This window comes from Brucella pituitosa (genome assembly GCF_003049685.1).
In the GTDB taxonomy this organism is placed as follows: Bacteria; Pseudomonadota; Alphaproteobacteria; order Rhizobiales; family Rhizobiaceae; genus Brucella; species Brucella pituitosa.
In genome coordinates, this window is the sequence record NZ_PYSY02000001.1 from 134,970 (window position 1) to 150,085 (window position 15,116).

Here is a 15,116-nt window from a genome sequence, read left to right on the forward strand (position 1 = left end):
CTGTCGAAAATGCTTAAATCCTATGGTTGTATTTAAGTGTCTACTCATCTTTTAGGTGAGTTGCGTGTTGTGTGGGGGCATATGGTAGCGCGCGTGGGGACAGTCGCCTTTCAGGGTATAGAGGCGGTGCCTGTCGATGTGCAGGTGATGGTGGCGCCAGGCAAGATGGGCATGTCGATTGTCGGTCTGCCTGATAAAGCTGTGGCCGAAAGCCGGGAGCGTGTACAGGCAGCACTCCATGCTTCCGGCCTTTCCATGCCGACCAAGCGGGTCACGGTCAATCTGGCTCCGGCCGACCTGCCGAAAGAAGGCTCGCATTACGATCTGCCGATTGCCGTTGGGTTGATGGCGGCAATCGGTGCTATCCCGATAGACGCCATACAGTCCTATCTGGTTTTGGGAGAGCTTTCGCTTGATGGTTCCATCACGGCTGTTGCGGGTGTATTGCCAGCCGCAATTGGTGCCAATCGTGAAGACAAGGGTCTGATCTGTCCCTATGCCTGCGGACCGGAAGCTGCATGGGCAGGGGCCAATGTCGATATTCTTGCACCACGCAGCCTGATTGCCCTCGCCAACCACTTTCGCGGAACACAGGTGCTGACGCCGCCTGATCCTTCCATGCGCGTATCAAGCGAAATGCTGCCGGATCTTGCCGATATCAAGGGACAGGAAACTGCCAGGCGGGCGCTTGAGATAGCTGCTGCCGGAAATCACAATCTGCTTCTGGTCGGGCCACCGGGATCGGGAAAATCCATGTTGGCGCAGCGACTGCCGTCCATTCTGCCAAAACTCAGCCCGCGTGAACTGCTCGATGTTTCAATGATCACATCCATTGCAGGCGAGCTATCGGGTGGAAAGCTTTCTGACCGCAGACCTTTTCGCGCTCCGCATCATTCGGCCTCCATGGCCGCTATGGTTGGTGGTGGGCTCAGGGCGAGACCGGGTGAGGTGTCGCTCGCACATAATGGCGTTTTGTTTCTGGACGAGTTTCCCGAATTTTCGCCGCAGGTACTCGATTCTCTCAGACAACCGCTGGAAACTGGTGAATGCATGATTGCGCGCGTCAATCATCGCACAAGCTATCCCGCACGCTTTCAGTTGATTGCCGCTATGAACCCTTGCCGTTGCGGCATGGCGGGAGAGCCGGGTCACACATGCGCACGTGGGCCACGCTGCCAAAGCGATTATCAGGCGCGCATTTCCGGGCCGTTGCTGGATCGTATCGATTTGCGCGTCGACATGCCTGCTGTCTCAGCTCTTGATCTCATTCAGCCCTCGCAATCCGAACGAAGCGAAAGCGTTGCCAAACGTGTCGCGCGGGCGCGGGCAATGCAAAGCGCGCGCTATGCCGCACTTGGGCTGGATGCATCCATGACCAACGCCTACTGCTCGGCAAATCTGATTGAAGACGTGGCCAAACCCGATGCTGCGGGTTTAAAACTGTTACGCGACGCGAGCGAACAGATGCGCTTTTCTGCACGTGCCTATCATCGCATTTTGAAAGTAGCGCGCACATTGGCTGATCTTGATGGAGTGGATCAGATCAGCCGGATACATCTTGCAGGTGCGATTTCTTATCGTATGGGTGCTGAGAGACTGTCTTCTGTGGCGTGAAGACCACGCCACAGAAGCTTTTTTCCGGGCTTAGTTCACCTGAAGCGTCACGGTGCCATTGTTAAGAAAACAGGCCTTGTTGAACAGCGATAGATCAAGCGGATTGGGAAGGCGCACATCGCTTAAATCCGGGCAGGCCTTGAGGTCCGCATCGAAACTACGATCAATCTGTGAGATGCAGAGAATGATCAGCCCCTTTTCCTCCGCAAAAGCTTTCAGCGCCCTTATCTGAAGTATCAGTTCCGGCTTTTCACGCTTCTGATCCAGCAATTGCAGATAGTCGATGACGATACATGTGTCGCGCGGTTCATTCTGCGATTGCTCTATAATGTAATTGGCGCTGATTACTTCAGATGTGTCGAACACGAACTGTCTGTCAAAGTCATGCTCGTTGACGCCAAGCATCTCAAATCGCTTTCTGATGTCTTTCCGCGTGTAGTCGAGAGAGAAGAACAGGCCGCGATTTCCCTTCTTCATGGCCTCAATGAGGATTTCGAGGCTGAGCAGCGTCTTGCCATGGCCGGGCCGTGCGCCAACCAGAACCAGATCACCCGGCTGTAAGCGCGCATAAAGTTCCGCAGCCGAAACGGTGTCGGTATATTTATGGGTCAGTGTGCTCCAGCTTTTGAAGCCTTCGCGCTTTGCTATGCGGTCCAATGCCGAATGAAGCGGTATGCTTTCATCGCGCGCCATAAGCTTCGCGCGGCGTTTCAAATGATAGATGGGAGCCGATAATTTCATCAAAACCTCCTATGCGAGCTTTGATTGCAATCCCTCCTTATGCATTCGCTCGAACAGCTGGTTCGATGGTTAGATTTCCCGCATGAAAAATGCTTTCCCGATTGGAGGGAGGAGGCGTGGAGGAAGCCAGAATCAGAGCATAGCGCAGATCGGGTTGAGAGGTGAACAGCATTTTGCGTGCTAGAGCATTTCCTGTTTTTCTTGAATCATTGGAAATGCTCTATCTCTTTGTTTTTTCGCATTATCCGATGCAAAACCGCTTCGCACTTTTGCTGGAAATGCTCTAGCCGGGGAGCCGTTTACGCGCCCCGGCATTTTGTCAGAGTCCGAAAGTCACCAGCCCGTTTTCATCAATACTCCAGGCCGGGTTCCAGGCAATTTCCCATGCATGGTCGTCGGGATCGGCAATGTAGCCGCGAATGCCACCATGCACCGGCGCATCGGCGGGTCGCACGATCTTTCCACCAGCTTGTACGAGTTTTTCCATGAGTGGCTCGACGTCTGCTTTGTCACCCACATTATGGGCTAGTGAAAATGCGCCCGGCTGCATCAGGCCGAAGCGGTTCATATCGGCCTCGAGTGAGGGTTTCAGGAAGCAGCCGAGAACAAAACCATTCATCTGATAGAAGATGATTTCTTCGTTCTGGAATATGGGCGTCCAGCCAAAGCCTTCGACGTAAAAGCGACGAGAGCGCTCAAGATCATCGATCCCAAGCGTGATAACGGAGATTTGCTGTTTCATAACCAAGACCTCTTGTTCTCCAATGCACCATTGCATCGGAGTTGAAGGTCAAGGGACTCGACGCATTGGTCGGATCAGAGCGCATCCCAAAAAGCGTGAAGCGGTTTCGGATAAAATGCGCGCTCTCAACACCCGCGAAAGCCAGGACCCGCTTTTGCAACGGGGATCGGGCTAACCGCACCGATCTTTCCTTTTTAGACCTGAAAAGGATAACACAAACAGGCCTGTCTTCAAGATGTTCGAGAGAGGCTGGTGATTATTTGACTGCGCCTACCAGCAGATTGTCCTGGGATTCGATCGTGACCCAGCGGCCGGTATTATTGGCGGCCTGACGCTTCAGGTAGGTATAATCGGTTTCATCCCAGCGCAGAACTTCGTCAGTCAGGTTGTCGAGAACGAAATCGCCACGATCGGTACGTACGGTCAGAACCGCATGGCCTTCGCCGTCTGGCTTGCGGACCACGGTGATCAGCAGGTCCGTCATCGGAATGCCGGCCTTGGCAAGTTCACGCTGCTTGAGAAGAACATAATCTTCACAATCGCCGACAGTGGTTGGATAGGCCCAATATTCCTCGACGCCGTAGATTTCCATATCGGTCATCGGCTTGATGCGTTCATTGGCCGAAAGATTGACGGCCTGAATGTGCTGCCAGTTGCTGTTGTTGAGTGAGAGCGCGCGGGTGTCACGGCTGACGATGTTGCATTCAGCGGCTTCGCGCTTGCAGAACTCGTAATGACCGATTGGCTGTGAGGTAAGCTTGCCAGTCTGCATGTAGGCACCGGTTCCAGCCTGTGCACCGACGCTCGCCATAAGAGCGACAATGCCGATGCTGGCAGCAGCGATAAACTTCATGCTCGAGCGAACTACGCAAAACATACTCAAGGCCCTTTTCACAGCCCGCACTGGGCATTTATTAACGAAAAGTTAAAGTATGAAACATGGCCGGAGTCAATTGAGACTGCCGCGTCTTCGCCCAACATCTTAATTAATGGTTAACGCGGGTATTGCGCTATTTTAACACTAATAAATTGCATTTGATGATGCAGAAAACCGCCGCTTTAAGGGCGACGGTTCAGAAATTACGCATATAAAATATAAGCTTACACCGACTTCTCTGTCAGAGAAATGCTGCTGGAACGCGCGGGCTGAACAGTGAAGTTCTGTTCATGAGGCTTCTTAAAGCGGTGTAAAGCAGACGTTTGTGTGTCCGGCACTGATGAAACCAAGGCGCTGCGCTGCACCCTTGGAAAGATCAAGCACGCGTCCCTTAATGAACGGTCCGCGATCATTGATACGGACGATAAGCGACTTGCCGTTTCTCTGATTGGTGACCTTAACCTTGGTGCCAAGCGGCAGTGTTTTGTGAGCCGCAGTCAGACCGGCTGGGTTCATGCGTTCGCCCGATGCAGTGCGTGAGGTGAGTGCATACCAGGAGGCGCCGCCACAGCGCGCAGCTTCAGCTTCCATTGCGGTGATCGAGAAAAGACCTGTCGTCGCAACGGCGAGCATAGCCATACGGATTTTGAAGTTCATACTGATTCCAAGAGTCGTTTCACAAAGTCTGTCCGGTAATTTTGAGTTACGACGAGAAAGACCTGTGCCAACTGGAATCTAAATGTGGCGATGGCGTGATGTTATTGAGAGTATAATGAGATAATAGATTCGATGAACTGTGCGGAAAATGATCCTATACTATGCGTTGTTTATTTGATGGCTCAAGAAAAGATCAGGAATATTTTAACCGATATATCGATGTTGCTGTAAAACTGTTTACGATTCGTTAGGATTCCGGGCTTGCCCTTTGCGGACTCATGTTTTGATGCGGGAAGTCCAAGAAAAGCTGCTTTGCCGATGGCCACGGTCTTGCCGTTCCGGTGCAATTTTTATTTGTAGCCCCAGTTTTCGGCTGCGTCAGTCAAGTTGACAAAATCCGGCCTTTTTTGGGCGAAATACAACCATAGGGTGTTTTTGGTGTGGTAAAGTTTGTGATGCCGTCTGTAACTTTTGTTGAAAGGCAGCGCGATGACGCAGTTTTGACCGCTTATCGCATGCATGCAAAAGCCAAAATCCTGCTATAAGCGCTCATGTTCAGAACGGAAAATCATGCAGGATAAGCCACAAAAGGACGATAACGACACAGCGCTTCCGGCCATTTCGGCGAGCAAGCGTATTCTATATCTATGCCTTGGCTTCCTCATGCTGGCGCTTGGTATCATTGGCGCCGTTCTGCCGGTCATGCCGACAACGATCTTTATCATTCTGGCTGCATGGTTTTTCGCCCGTTCATCGCCCAAATTTGAGGCGCGCCTGCTTGCAGATCCGCGATTTGGTCCGCTTATTGTCAAATGGCGTGAGCGCGGTGCTATCCCGCCCAAGGCAAAACTGTATGCCTGCCTCGGCATGGCATTCGGCTATGGCATGTTCTGGTGGGGCGCGCGTCCGGGGCCTTTGCTTGCTGTCTCTGTCACGATCTTTATGCTTGGTTCTGCGGCTTACGTGTTGTCGCGCCCCAGTGAATAAGACAAAATTGCAAACGGGAGCTTTTAATGCCTTTGCCTTCCATCAATCCGCTTATCGGTAAGCTTTCCGCACCGCCCATTCCTGCGGTACAGGCCTGGGCGCGGAATTATGATGGGGCACATGGTCCTCTGATTGATCTCTCGCAGGCCGTTCCCGGTTATCCGCCGCATCCTGATATGCTGCGCTTTCTCGGTGAGGCTGCGGGATCTGTCACATCTGCGGGCTATGGTCCAATCGAGGGCGAGACGGTTTTGCGTGAGGCTTATGCGATCCATGTCGGCAAGCTTTATGGCGCTGAAATCAAGGCCAACAATGTTCATATAACATCAGGCTGCAATCAGGCTTTCATCGCCGCGATCATGTGTGTCGCTCAAAGCGGCGATACGGTTCTCGCGACTAATCCCTTTTACTTCAATCATCAGTCATCACTGGAGATGCTGGGCATTCGCTCGGCGACTGTCGATTGCCGTGCTGAAAACGGATTTGTGCCTGATATCGAAGATGTAAAGGCGGCCTTACATAAAGGCGTGCGCGCGCTCGTTCTGGTGTCACCCAACAATCCCACGGGGGCGATTTACTCGCCGCAACTGCTTGGCCAGATTTATGCCGCTTGCCGTGACAACGGGACATGGCTGCTGCTCGATGAAACCTATCGTGATTTTCTGAGTGATGCTGAACAAGCTCCACATGATCTGTTCACTGAGGCTGACTGGCCGTCGCATCTGATCCAGCTCTACAGCTTCTCGAAGTCCTTCTGTATTCCTGGCCACAGGCTTGGGGCAATTGTTGCAGGTTCAGAGATGGTGGCCCTTGTCGCCAAGGTGATGGACAATCTGCAAATCTGCGCGACGCGTGCGCCACAGATTGCGGTTAGTCGGGCGATTGAACCGCTGAAAGTCTGGCGTGACGACAACCGCAAGGAGATTGCGCGGCGCGCGGAAGCTTTGCGTGTTTCCATGAGCAATGTGGCTGGTTGGCATATAGAGGCAGTGGGCGCTTATTTCGCATTCGTGCGTCATCCTTATGAAGGCGTGTCGTCTGTCAAGGTTGCCGAGAGGCTCGCCAAGGCAATCGGTGTTGTTACGCTACCCGGCAGTTTTTTCGGAGATGGGCAGGATGCGTTCTTGCGCTTTGCATTCGCCAATGCAGACGTTGCCGGGATCAGGGCAATGGCTGCGCGATTGCCGCTTTTGAAAGTTTGAACGACTGAGCACCTGAGAAAACCCAGCAAAATGGCGGGCAAAGTCGATTGATACAAAGCTGTAACACTACTGTCATATGACTGTTATATAGAGCGCGTAGACGGCTGGTGACGCTTTCACGTCATGTGTCTTTTACAACAGGGGCTGGTGCTCATGAACAAGATGATTTCCTCGACCGCAGCGCTCGCAATTGCTGCAGTATTGTCGGTTTCCGCTGCGAATGCGCGCGATCAGATTCAGGTTTCCGGTTCCTCGACCGTTCTGCCTTATGCCAAGATCGTTGCAGAAACCTTTGGCGAAACCTATCCTAACTTCAAGACGCCGGTTATTGAATCGGGCGGCTCTGGTGCAGGCATCAAGGAATTCTGCAAGGGCGTCGGTGAAAACACCATCGATATCGCCAATGCATCGCGCGCCATGAAGGGCACTGAACTCAAGTCTTGCATCGACGCTGGCGTCAAGGAAGTTCAGGAAGTTCGTTTCGGCTATGACGGCATCGTATTTGCAACCGATGCGAACGGCCCAGATTGGAAACTTGCTCCAGTTGACGTTTACAAGGCTCTTGCTGCCAAGCTCGTCGTAGACGGCAAGCTGGTTGACAATCCAAACACCAAGTGGAACCAGGTCAATGCAGACCTGCCAGATTGGGATATCACTGCTTACATCCCCGGCGAAAAGCACGGCACGCGTGAAGTTTTCGAAGAAAAGCTTCTTGCTGACGGCTGCAAAGAATCGGGCGCTCTCGACGAAATCAAGAAGACCGGTCTCGATGACAAGGCTTCGGCTGCGGCCTGTATCGCTGTTCGTAAAGACGGCAAGGCTGTCGATATTGATGGCGACTACAGCGAAACGCTGGCTCGCATCGACTCCAACAAGCAGGGCGTTGGCGTTTTCGGTCTCTACTTCTTCGAAAACAATGCTGACAAGCTGAAGGTCGCAACCGTCAGCGGCGTCAAGCCATCGGCTGAAACCGTTGCTTCGGGCGAATATCCAGTTTCGCGCCCGCTGTTCTTCTACGTGAAGAAGGCTCACCTTGGCGTCATTCCGGGTCTCAAGGAATATGTTGACTTCTTCCTGTCCGAACAGATGGTCGGCCCAGAAGGCCCACTTGCTGAATACGGTCTGGTTCCGGCTCCGGATGCAGAACGTGAAGCACAGCGCACTGCCTTCACCGAAGGCAAGCTGATGGAAGCCAAGTAAGCTTTGATCTGTGGAATGTGGGGAGGACTTCTTCCCACATTCTTCCTCTTTTGCGCTGGTCGGATAAGACAGGCGCATTCGCGTGGAAATGGCTGGTTGCAACTGTGCATGAAAAGCTGTCTTCACATTTTTTGGGGCAACCGGGGAAATTGAATGTCCTTCTTTCTGGTTCTCGTCAGTGTCGTCGCAATCGGACTGATCGGATTCTTCATAGGTCGACAGCGTGCCGTTGCAATTGACAAGGCTCAGCCTGCTGTCAGTTCAGGCGTCGCCACAGAGAAAATGCATTCCCGCCCGCTTTATCATGGCTGGTGGGTTTTCCTCGTTTCCGCATTGCCCGCAATTCTGTTTCTCGCGGTCTGGGCGGTTGGTACATCGGTTTATCTCGATCATACGGCAACAGCTCGTATGCCGGCTGCTGTCGAAGATGGCTCGTTTTCCGAGCGCAGCCTGCAGCTTGGTATGATCCGCAGCCTTGCAGGCGGTCTCGACAAACTGACGCCTGCTGAAATCGACAGTTTCCCGCAGACTTATAAGGAAGCACGTGACGTGCTCGGTTCAAAGGGCGTAGCGCTCGCGACCGAAGGGCAGGACTATATGGTTCCTGTCGCCCTTTTCCTGGAAAAAGCGAATAAAATCTCTCATACGCTCGGCAGCGCCGTCGCAATGATTATTGCGATTGCCGGTCTGATTTTTGGTCTCTCCGGTATCAAGCGCCGTACGCGTGCCCGTAACAATGTCGAGCGCATCGTGTTGTGGGGCCTGATCGCTGCTTCCGGTATTGCCATCCTGACGACGATCGGGATCGTGTTCTCTGTTCTGTTCCAGACTGTGAGCTTCTTCCAGTCAATCGCGCCGATGGACTTCTTCTTCGGCACAGTCTGGGACCCGCGCTTTGCAGCTGCCGGTTCAGGCGGTGAAGTCGGCCAGTTCGGTCTGATCCCGCTGCTCGCTGGTACGCTTTACATTGCTCTGGTTGCAATGCTCTTTGCTGTGCCGGTTGGCCTGTTCTCCGCCATCTATATGGCTGAATATGCATCACCTCGCGTGCGTACTGTGGTCAAGCCGCTGCTTGAACTTCTGGCCGGTATTCCGACCATCGTCTACGGCTTCTTCGCACTCATAACGGTTGGCCCATTCCTGCGCGATCTCTCGATGGCAATCGCTGGCGGTCAGGGCTTCATCATGGCGCAGAGCGTGCTAACCGCCGGTCTCGTCATGGGCGTGATGCTGATCCCGTTCGTGTCGTCGCTGTCTGACGATATCATTACATCGGTCCCGCGCTCGCTGCGTGACGGCTCGCTCGGCCTTGGTGCAACACGTTCCGAAACGATCAAGCGGGTTGTTCTGCCAGCTGCACTTCCCGGCATCGTCGGTGCACTTCTGATGACGGCTTCGCGTGCGATTGGTGAAACCATGATCGTGGTACTCGCAGCTGGTGTTGCAGCCCGCCTGACAGCCAATCCATTTGAAGCCATGACCACCATCACGGTCAAGATCGTCAACCAGCTGACCGGTGACCTTGAATTCGACTCGCCGCAGACGCTCGTTGCCTTTGCGCTGGGTATCACCCTCTTCGTCCTGACGCTGATCATGAACATCTTTGCGCTCTACATCGTTCGCAAGTACCGGGAGCAGTACGAATAATGACCGATTCAACTTTCAATGCTGCTGGGAATGCCGTGGCAACGCCCCAGCGCCGCGATATCGGAATCAAGCGTCGCTACGCCGCTGAACGTCGCTTCCGTCTCTATGGCATTGTTGCCATTGCGATCGGTGTGTTCTTCCTCTGCGCGCTTCTGTTCTCGGTCTTTTCCAAGGGCTATACCGCTTTCGGACAAACAACGATCTATCTGCCGGTCAAGCTTGACGAACAGGTTATCGATCCAGGCAACAAGCGTGCGACCGATCCGAATGTACTGATCACCGCCAACTATCCGCTTCTGGTTCGCAATGCTTTGGCTGAAAAGCTCGGCGTTCCAACCACGGATCGCGCGCAATTGCGTGAAATCGGGCGCTTCTTCTCTGATGGTGTTCGTGTTCAGCTTCGCCAGATGGTGATGGACAACCCATCGCTGATCGGCACCACGCAGACGGTCCCGGTTCTGGCTGCTGCTGATATCGACTCGGCCTATAAGGGGCAGATTGATCTTTCGGTCGCAGAAGCAAACCGCAAGGTTTCTGATCGTCAGGTCGCCTGGATGAAGACGCTGACCGATGAAGGCATCATGAGCCAGGCTTTCAACTGGGGGCTGTTCACCAATGGTGCTTCCAGTCGTCCGGAAACTTCCGGTCTGGGTGTGGCACTGGTGGGCTCCTTCTACATGATGCTGATCGTGCTGGTTCTTGCACTGCCTATCGGTGTAGCTGCGTCGATCTATCTTGAAGAGTTTGCCAAGAAGAACCGTCTTACGGATCTCATCGAAGTCAACATCAACAATCTGGCTGCAGTGCCGTCGATTGTGTTTGGTCTGCTTGGTCTTGCGGTCTTCATCAATTTCTTCAATCTGCCGCGCTCCGCATCGATTGTCGGTGGTCTGGTGCTGACATTGATGACGCTTCCAACGATCATCATCGCGACACGTTCCGCTCTTCGCGCCGTGCCGCCATCGATCCGCGCCGCAGCTTTAGGCCTTGGTGCATCGAAGACGCAGATGGTGTTTCACCATGTGTTGCCTCTCGCAGCACCGGGCATTCTGACCGGAACAATTATTGGTCTTGCTCAGGCGTTGGGTGAAACAGCACCGCTACTTCTGATCGGTATGGTGGCCTTCGTTGCCAATATGCCTGCAACGCCGATGGACCCGGCCACCGCTCTGCCTGTGCAAATCTTTATGTGGGCGAATGAAGCTGAGCGTGCCTTTGTGGAACGGACATCAGGCGCTATTATCGTCCTGCTTCTGTTCCTGGCCGTTATGAATATTGCAGCAATTATTCTGCGCCGCCGCTTTGAGCGCCGCTGGTAAACGGGAGAGAAATGATGAATCTCATGACTGAACGATCTCTCGAGAAAGCCGTAGGAGAAAAGATGAACGCCAACGCCCCCTCCATAAAGATGCGCGGCGACAAGGTCTGCGTGTTTTATGGCGAGAAACAGGCTCTGTTCGAAGTCGATCTGGATGTTCCGGAAAAGATGGTTACAGCGCTTATCGGTCCTTCGGGCTGCGGCAAGTCTACATTCCTGCGTTCGCTCAATCGCATGAACGACACGATTGAAGGCTGCCGTATCGTAGGCAATATCACGCTCGACAACGAAGACATTTACGATCCGAAGATCGACGTGGTTGAATTGCGTGCCCGTGTCGGCATGGTGTTTCAGAAGCCAAATCCATTTCCGAAGTCGATCTTCGAGAACGTGGCTTATGGCCCGCGTATCCACGGTCTGGCACGCAACAAGACCGATCTCGAAGAGATCGTCGTAACCAGCCTCAAGAAGGCCAGCCTCTTTGAAGAGGTCAAGGATCGTCTTCACGATGCCGGAACCGGTCTTTCCGGTGGTCAGCAGCAGCGTCTGTGCATTGCACGTGCGATTGCAGTCAGCCCGGAAGTCATCCTGATGGATGAGCCGTGCTCGGCGCTTGATCCGATTGCGACGGCCAAGGTTGAGGAGCTGATCGACGAGCTGCGCCAGAACTACACGATCGTCATCGTCACGCACTCCATGCAGCAGGCCGCTCGCGTTTCACAGCGCACCGCCATGTTCCACCTGGGCAATCTGGTGGAAGTGGGTGACACGGATGTGATGTTCACGGCACCGACCGAGAAGCGCACTCAGGACTATATCACCGGTCGCTTTGGTTAACATTTCAGCAGAAGCAGGAACCATCTTCGGTTTCGCTTCCCTGTAATCCTTACTTCGAGGTCTATTATGGCGTCTCAGCATACCGTTACCGCTTACGACGAAGAACTGCAGTTCCTGACCCATAAGATCGCTGAAATGGGCGGTCATGCGGAACGTATGGTCGAGCAGTCCGTTGCAGCGATTGTCAACGCCGACAATGCGCTTGCTCAGCGCGTTATCTCCGATGATCTCATCCTTGATGCAAGCGAGCGTGAGATTGACGACAAGGCCGTCATGATCATCGCAAAGCGCCAGCCTATGGCTGTCGATCTTCGTGAAATCATCGGCTCGATCCGCATATCGGCCGATCTGGAACGCGTGGGCGATCTTGGCAAAAACATTGCCAAGCGCGTTGCCGCCGTCTCGGAATCGCGCCAGCCGGTCAAGCTCTATCGTGGACTTGAAACACTGGCTGAACTCGCTCTGACCCAGCTCAAAGACGTGCTCGATGCCTATGCAACGCGCTCGGTACAGCAGATCAATGTTGTTCGCGATCGCGATGATGAAATCGATTCCATGTACACCTCGCTGTTCCGCGAGTTGCTCACCTATATGATGGAAGATCCGCGCAACATTTCAGCCTGCACGCATCTTCTGTTCTGCGCAAAGAATATTGAGCGCATTGGCGATCATGCAACCAACATTGCCGAGACGGTCTATTACATCGTGACCGGCCTGCAAATGCCTGCGGAACGCCCAAAAGAAGACCTGAGCCACGGTATCGTCGTGGACGAGGCGCGTAAATCCTGATGGTATTTTGCGCTGCATCATTGCGGCGCAAAATCTCTGCATGTGTAAGAATAGCGCGGCGGCACGCGGTCGACGGGGGGACTGTATCTTCTGCGCTCTAAATTCTGGATAGGAAATACTGGATGTCACAGGCACCCAAGATTGCTGTGGTTGAAGACGAAGAAGCCCTGAGCGTACTCTTGCGTTACAATCTGGAAGCAGAAGGTTATCAGGTCGATGCGATGCTGCGCGGCGATGAAGCCGAAATCACGCTTCGCGAAAACGTACCGGATCTGCTTATTCTGGACTGGATGCTTCCTGGTGTATCGGGGATCGAACTTTGCCGTCGTCTGCGTCAATGGCCGGAAACCGAGCGTCTGCCGATCATCATGCTGACTGCGCGTGGCGAAGAAAGCGAACGTGTCCGTGGCCTGAGTGTGGGTGCTGACGATTATGTCGTAAAGCCCTTCTCGACACCGGAACTGCTTGCGCGGGTGAAAGCCATGCTGCGCCGTGCCAATCCCAGCGTTCTCTCGCATGTGCTCAAGGTTGGGGATCTGGTGCTCGACCGTCAGCAGCACCGTGTCTATCGCAAGGAAAAGGAAGTCCGCCTCGGACCCACAGAATTCCGCTTGCTTGAATATTTCATGATGTCACCGGGCCGTGTCTTCTCCCGGAGCCAGTTGCTCGATGGTGTCTGGGGCCCGGATATCTATGTCGACGACCGCACGGTCGACGTGCATGTGGGACGTTTGCGCAAGGCGATCAATGTCGGGCGCGCACTCGATCCAATTCGCACGGTGCGTGGCGCAGGCTACTCATTCGGGTGATCAAATCTCGACTTGCAGAACGTCTCAGAAGCGGTCCGTTACTGAAAATGTGACGGGCCGTTTTGCATGAAGGGAGCGAACGGCGCGACTCAGCATTCGGACCTGCGATTCGGTGATGTTGCCCAAATCTGTACCAAAAACGGTCAATATCACGCGATGTTACATCAATCGTGACAAAGTTGAATAAGCCTTGAAATCGGCGTCAAAAACAGCATCTGAAAAGTCAAAAAAGATGGCTGCGTAAAATCTTGAAACATCAGTGAAATAAGGCAGCGATGTGGCCTGTATTTCAGCAAATTGAATCGCGTTAAATCAATAACTTATAAGATTTGCTAAATCACGTTAAGGATTTGTTAATAAATTTAAGGGGTTTGTGGGGAAAATTCAACTTTGGATTCGGGTTCGATTGGCCACCGTTTTGGTGGCTTTGTCATTTTAGGAATTTGACCGTTCGCCTTTTTTTGGCCTAAAAATTCCAAAACCTTGAATGCAATGAGTGACAGCAGAACGTTTATTATTTGATTTTCGTTCTATTTGGCTGGAGCGCCGGGTGTCTCAATTGGATGCACAAAGGCTGCTCTGTTAGTTCAAATCTGCTGCATAGTTTTATGCAGTGGCACCACAGCCAGGTTTCAAACGCCTTTTGCGGGGCGGAGGCCGGGTTGGATCAATTAAGGGTCCTAACGATGAGACTGAGCCGTTGACGCGCGCTGCTAAGTGGAAACTGCCCGTTATCCTCGGGCTTCTGGTTGCTCCATTTGTGGTGACAGGTTGCACGACGACCGGAGGCACAGCCAAGACCAAATCCGATAAGACGGCGGCGGTCAGCCACGTCAAGTCGGTCAATGGCGTTAAGACTTTCACCTATACCGCCAGAGACCGTGAATGTCTTGAACGTGCGATGTTCTTTGAATCGAACCGTTCAAGCCCCGATGGCCTGATGGCCGTCGGTACTGTTGTCATGAACCGTCTCGCATCCGGCAGCTATCCGGATACGATCTGTGGTGTTGTGGGCCAGAAGAACCAGTTTGCGCCGGGCGTTCTGAGCCGCAAGATGAATTCCAGGGCAATGCCAGATGTTCAGGCAGCGGCTGATTCCATTCTCAAGGGCAAGCGTCACCCTTCCTTGAAGAACTCCATGTTCTTCCACACAGCTGGCCTCAAGTTCCCATACCGCAACATGCATTACGTGCTGGTTGCGGGTGGAAACTCTTTCTACGAAAAGCGTGGCCGTGATGGCGAGCTGGAGAATCCGGTTCCACAGACCCCTTACAATCTGGCCTATGCTTCCACACCACAGGCACCATCCATGCCAGAAGGTCCGTTCTACAACGTAACTGATCAGCAGGATGCCACTGTTCCACAGGCACAGCCAACAGTGCAGGTTGCGTTGGCTGAAGCAGCAAAGACGACTGAAACTCAGCAGAATGGCGGCGTGGGTCCGCAGGCCCGTGGTGACCGTCTGGCGACGCTTCCTGTGAAGCCTGCTGAAAAGCCGGCGCTGACGCAGGTGGCGAGCTACCAGCCAACATTTGATGAAACGGCTCCAGCGGTGGAAAACGTATCTCTCGGCTACACAGCCGATAAGAAGCATGTTGATGCAATCGGTGCGATGCTTCTGTCGCAGGAGCGTCCGGAATCTCCGCTTTAAAAGTGACTTTGCTAGACAAAAAAGCGCCCCGAAAGGGCGCTTTTT

At 53.5% G+C, this 15,116-nt stretch carries 14 protein-coding genes; 10 read left to right on the top strand and 4 right to left on the bottom strand.

Annotated elements, in window-relative coordinates; all coding sequences use genetic code 11:
* The first annotated feature begins 81 nt into the window (after positions 1 to 81).
* Positions 82 to 1,614: a YifB family Mg chelatase-like AAA ATPase gene (locus C9380_RS00655; RefSeq protein ID WP_105731168.1), complete on the top strand. Its 1,533-nt coding sequence runs from the start codon at positions 82 to 84 to the stop codon at positions 1,612 to 1,614.
* 30 nt (positions 1,615 to 1,644) lie between these two features.
* Here the strand turns inward: C9380_RS00655 and C9380_RS00660 are convergent, their stop codons facing one another.
* From C9380_RS00660 to C9380_RS00675, 4 genes are all read right to left on the bottom strand, one after another.
* A complete protein-coding gene (locus tag C9380_RS00660; RefSeq protein ID WP_128092785.1) occupies positions 1,645 to 2,355 on the bottom strand; it encodes a DNA helicase in 711 nt (236 codons plus the stop codon).
* Positions 2,356 to 2,674: 319 nt separating this feature from the next.
* The gene (locus tag C9380_RS00665; protein WP_024898368.1) at positions 2,675 to 3,097 is read right to left on the bottom strand and encodes a VOC family protein; all 423 of its coding nucleotides are present in this window, start codon (positions 3,095 to 3,097) and stop codon (positions 2,675 to 2,677) included.
* 256 nt (positions 3,098 to 3,353) lie between these two features.
* On the bottom strand, positions 3,354 to 3,974 hold the full coding sequence (locus tag C9380_RS00670) for a transglutaminase-like cysteine peptidase (RefSeq protein WP_100558373.1): 621 nt from the start codon (positions 3,972 to 3,974) through the stop codon (positions 3,354 to 3,356).
* Positions 3,975 to 4,274: 300 nt separating this feature from the next.
* A complete protein-coding gene (locus C9380_RS00675) occupies positions 4,275 to 4,631 on the bottom strand; it encodes a septal ring lytic transglycosylase RlpA family protein (protein ID WP_024898366.1) in 357 nt (118 codons plus the stop codon).
* A gap of 570 nt (positions 4,632 to 5,201) precedes the next feature.
* Here C9380_RS00675 and C9380_RS00680 point away from each other — a divergent pair.
* From C9380_RS00680 to C9380_RS00720, 9 genes are all read left to right on the top strand, one after another.
* A complete protein-coding gene (locus C9380_RS00680) occupies positions 5,202 to 5,618 on the top strand; it encodes a YbaN family protein (RefSeq protein WP_100558372.1) in 417 nt (138 codons plus the stop codon).
* Positions 5,619 to 5,650: 32 nt separating this feature from the next.
* On the top strand, positions 5,651 to 6,820 hold the full coding sequence (locus C9380_RS00685) for an aminotransferase (protein WP_164844643.1): 1,170 nt from the start codon (positions 5,651 to 5,653) through the stop codon (positions 6,818 to 6,820).
* A gap of 153 nt (positions 6,821 to 6,973) precedes the next feature.
* Positions 6,974 to 8,020: a PstS family phosphate ABC transporter substrate-binding protein gene (locus C9380_RS00690; protein WP_024898363.1), complete on the top strand. Its 1,047-nt coding sequence runs from the start codon at positions 6,974 to 6,976 to the stop codon at positions 8,018 to 8,020.
* Between the two features lie 153 nt (positions 8,021 to 8,173).
* The gene (pstC, locus tag C9380_RS00695) at positions 8,174 to 9,667 is read left to right on the top strand and encodes a phosphate ABC transporter permease subunit PstC (protein ID WP_024898362.1); all 1,494 of its coding nucleotides are present in this window, start codon (positions 8,174 to 8,176) and stop codon (positions 9,665 to 9,667) included.
* Positions 9,667 to 10,986, top strand: a complete 1,320-nt coding sequence (gene pstA / locus C9380_RS00700) for a phosphate ABC transporter permease PstA (RefSeq protein WP_024898361.1) — start codon at positions 9,667 to 9,669, stop codon at positions 10,984 to 10,986. The genes pstC and pstA overlap by 1 nt, the downstream gene beginning before the upstream one ends.
* A gap of 62 nt (positions 10,987 to 11,048) precedes the next feature.
* Positions 11,049 to 11,822, top strand: a complete 774-nt coding sequence (gene pstB, locus C9380_RS00705) for a phosphate ABC transporter ATP-binding protein PstB (protein ID WP_024898360.1) — start codon at positions 11,049 to 11,051, stop codon at positions 11,820 to 11,822.
* A 66-nt stretch (positions 11,823 to 11,888) separates the two neighbouring features.
* Positions 11,889 to 12,611 (top strand): phosphate signaling complex protein PhoU, encoded by a 723-nt coding sequence (phoU, locus tag C9380_RS00710; RefSeq protein WP_024898359.1) that lies wholly within the window; start codon positions 11,889 to 11,891, stop codon positions 12,609 to 12,611.
* 122 nt (positions 12,612 to 12,733) lie between these two features.
* Positions 12,734 to 13,420, top strand: coding sequence for a phosphate regulon transcriptional regulator PhoB (gene phoB / locus C9380_RS00715; protein WP_024898358.1), 687 nt, complete (start codon positions 12,734 to 12,736; stop codon positions 13,418 to 13,420).
* 700 nt (positions 13,421 to 14,120) lie between these two features.
* A complete protein-coding gene (locus C9380_RS00720; protein ID WP_024898357.1) occupies positions 14,121 to 15,071 on the top strand; it encodes a cell wall hydrolase in 951 nt (316 codons plus the stop codon).
* Positions 15,072 to 15,116: the final 45 nt, after the last annotated feature.

What these genes read in the sequence shown, in the direction of transcription:
- pstC (WP_024898362.1), top strand. Translation starts at nt 8,174, where the DNA reads ATGTCCTTCTTTCTGGTTCTCGTCAGTGTCGTCGCAATCGGACTGATC.
- C9380_RS00675 (WP_024898366.1), bottom strand. Translation starts at nt 4,631, where the DNA reads ATGAACTTCAAAATCCGTATGGCTATGCTCGCCGTTGCGACGACAGGT.
- C9380_RS00670 (WP_100558373.1), bottom strand. Translation starts at nt 3,974, where the DNA reads ATGTTTTGCGTAGTTCGCTCGAGCATGAAGTTTATCGCTGCTGCCAGC.
- pstB (WP_024898360.1), top strand. Translation starts at nt 11,049, where the DNA reads ATGAACGCCAACGCCCCCTCCATAAAGATGCGCGGCGACAAGGTCTGC.
- C9380_RS00680 (WP_100558372.1), top strand. Translation starts at nt 5,202, where the DNA reads ATGCAGGATAAGCCACAAAAGGACGATAACGACACAGCGCTTCCGGCC.
- C9380_RS00655 (WP_105731168.1), top strand. Translation starts at nt 82, where the DNA reads ATGGTAGCGCGCGTGGGGACAGTCGCCTTTCAGGGTATAGAGGCGGTG.
- C9380_RS00660 (WP_128092785.1), bottom strand. Translation starts at nt 2,355, where the DNA reads ATGAAATTATCGGCTCCCATCTATCATTTGAAACGCCGCGCGAAGCTT.
- phoB (WP_024898358.1), top strand. Translation starts at nt 12,734, where the DNA reads ATGTCACAGGCACCCAAGATTGCTGTGGTTGAAGACGAAGAAGCCCTG.
- phoU (WP_024898359.1), top strand. Translation starts at nt 11,889, where the DNA reads ATGGCGTCTCAGCATACCGTTACCGCTTACGACGAAGAACTGCAGTTC.
- C9380_RS00665 (WP_024898368.1), bottom strand. Translation starts at nt 3,097, where the DNA reads ATGAAACAGCAAATCTCCGTTATCACGCTTGGGATCGATGATCTTGAG.
- C9380_RS00690 (WP_024898363.1), top strand. Translation starts at nt 6,974, where the DNA reads ATGAACAAGATGATTTCCTCGACCGCAGCGCTCGCAATTGCTGCAGTA.
- pstA (WP_024898361.1), top strand. Translation starts at nt 9,667, where the DNA reads ATGACCGATTCAACTTTCAATGCTGCTGGGAATGCCGTGGCAACGCCC.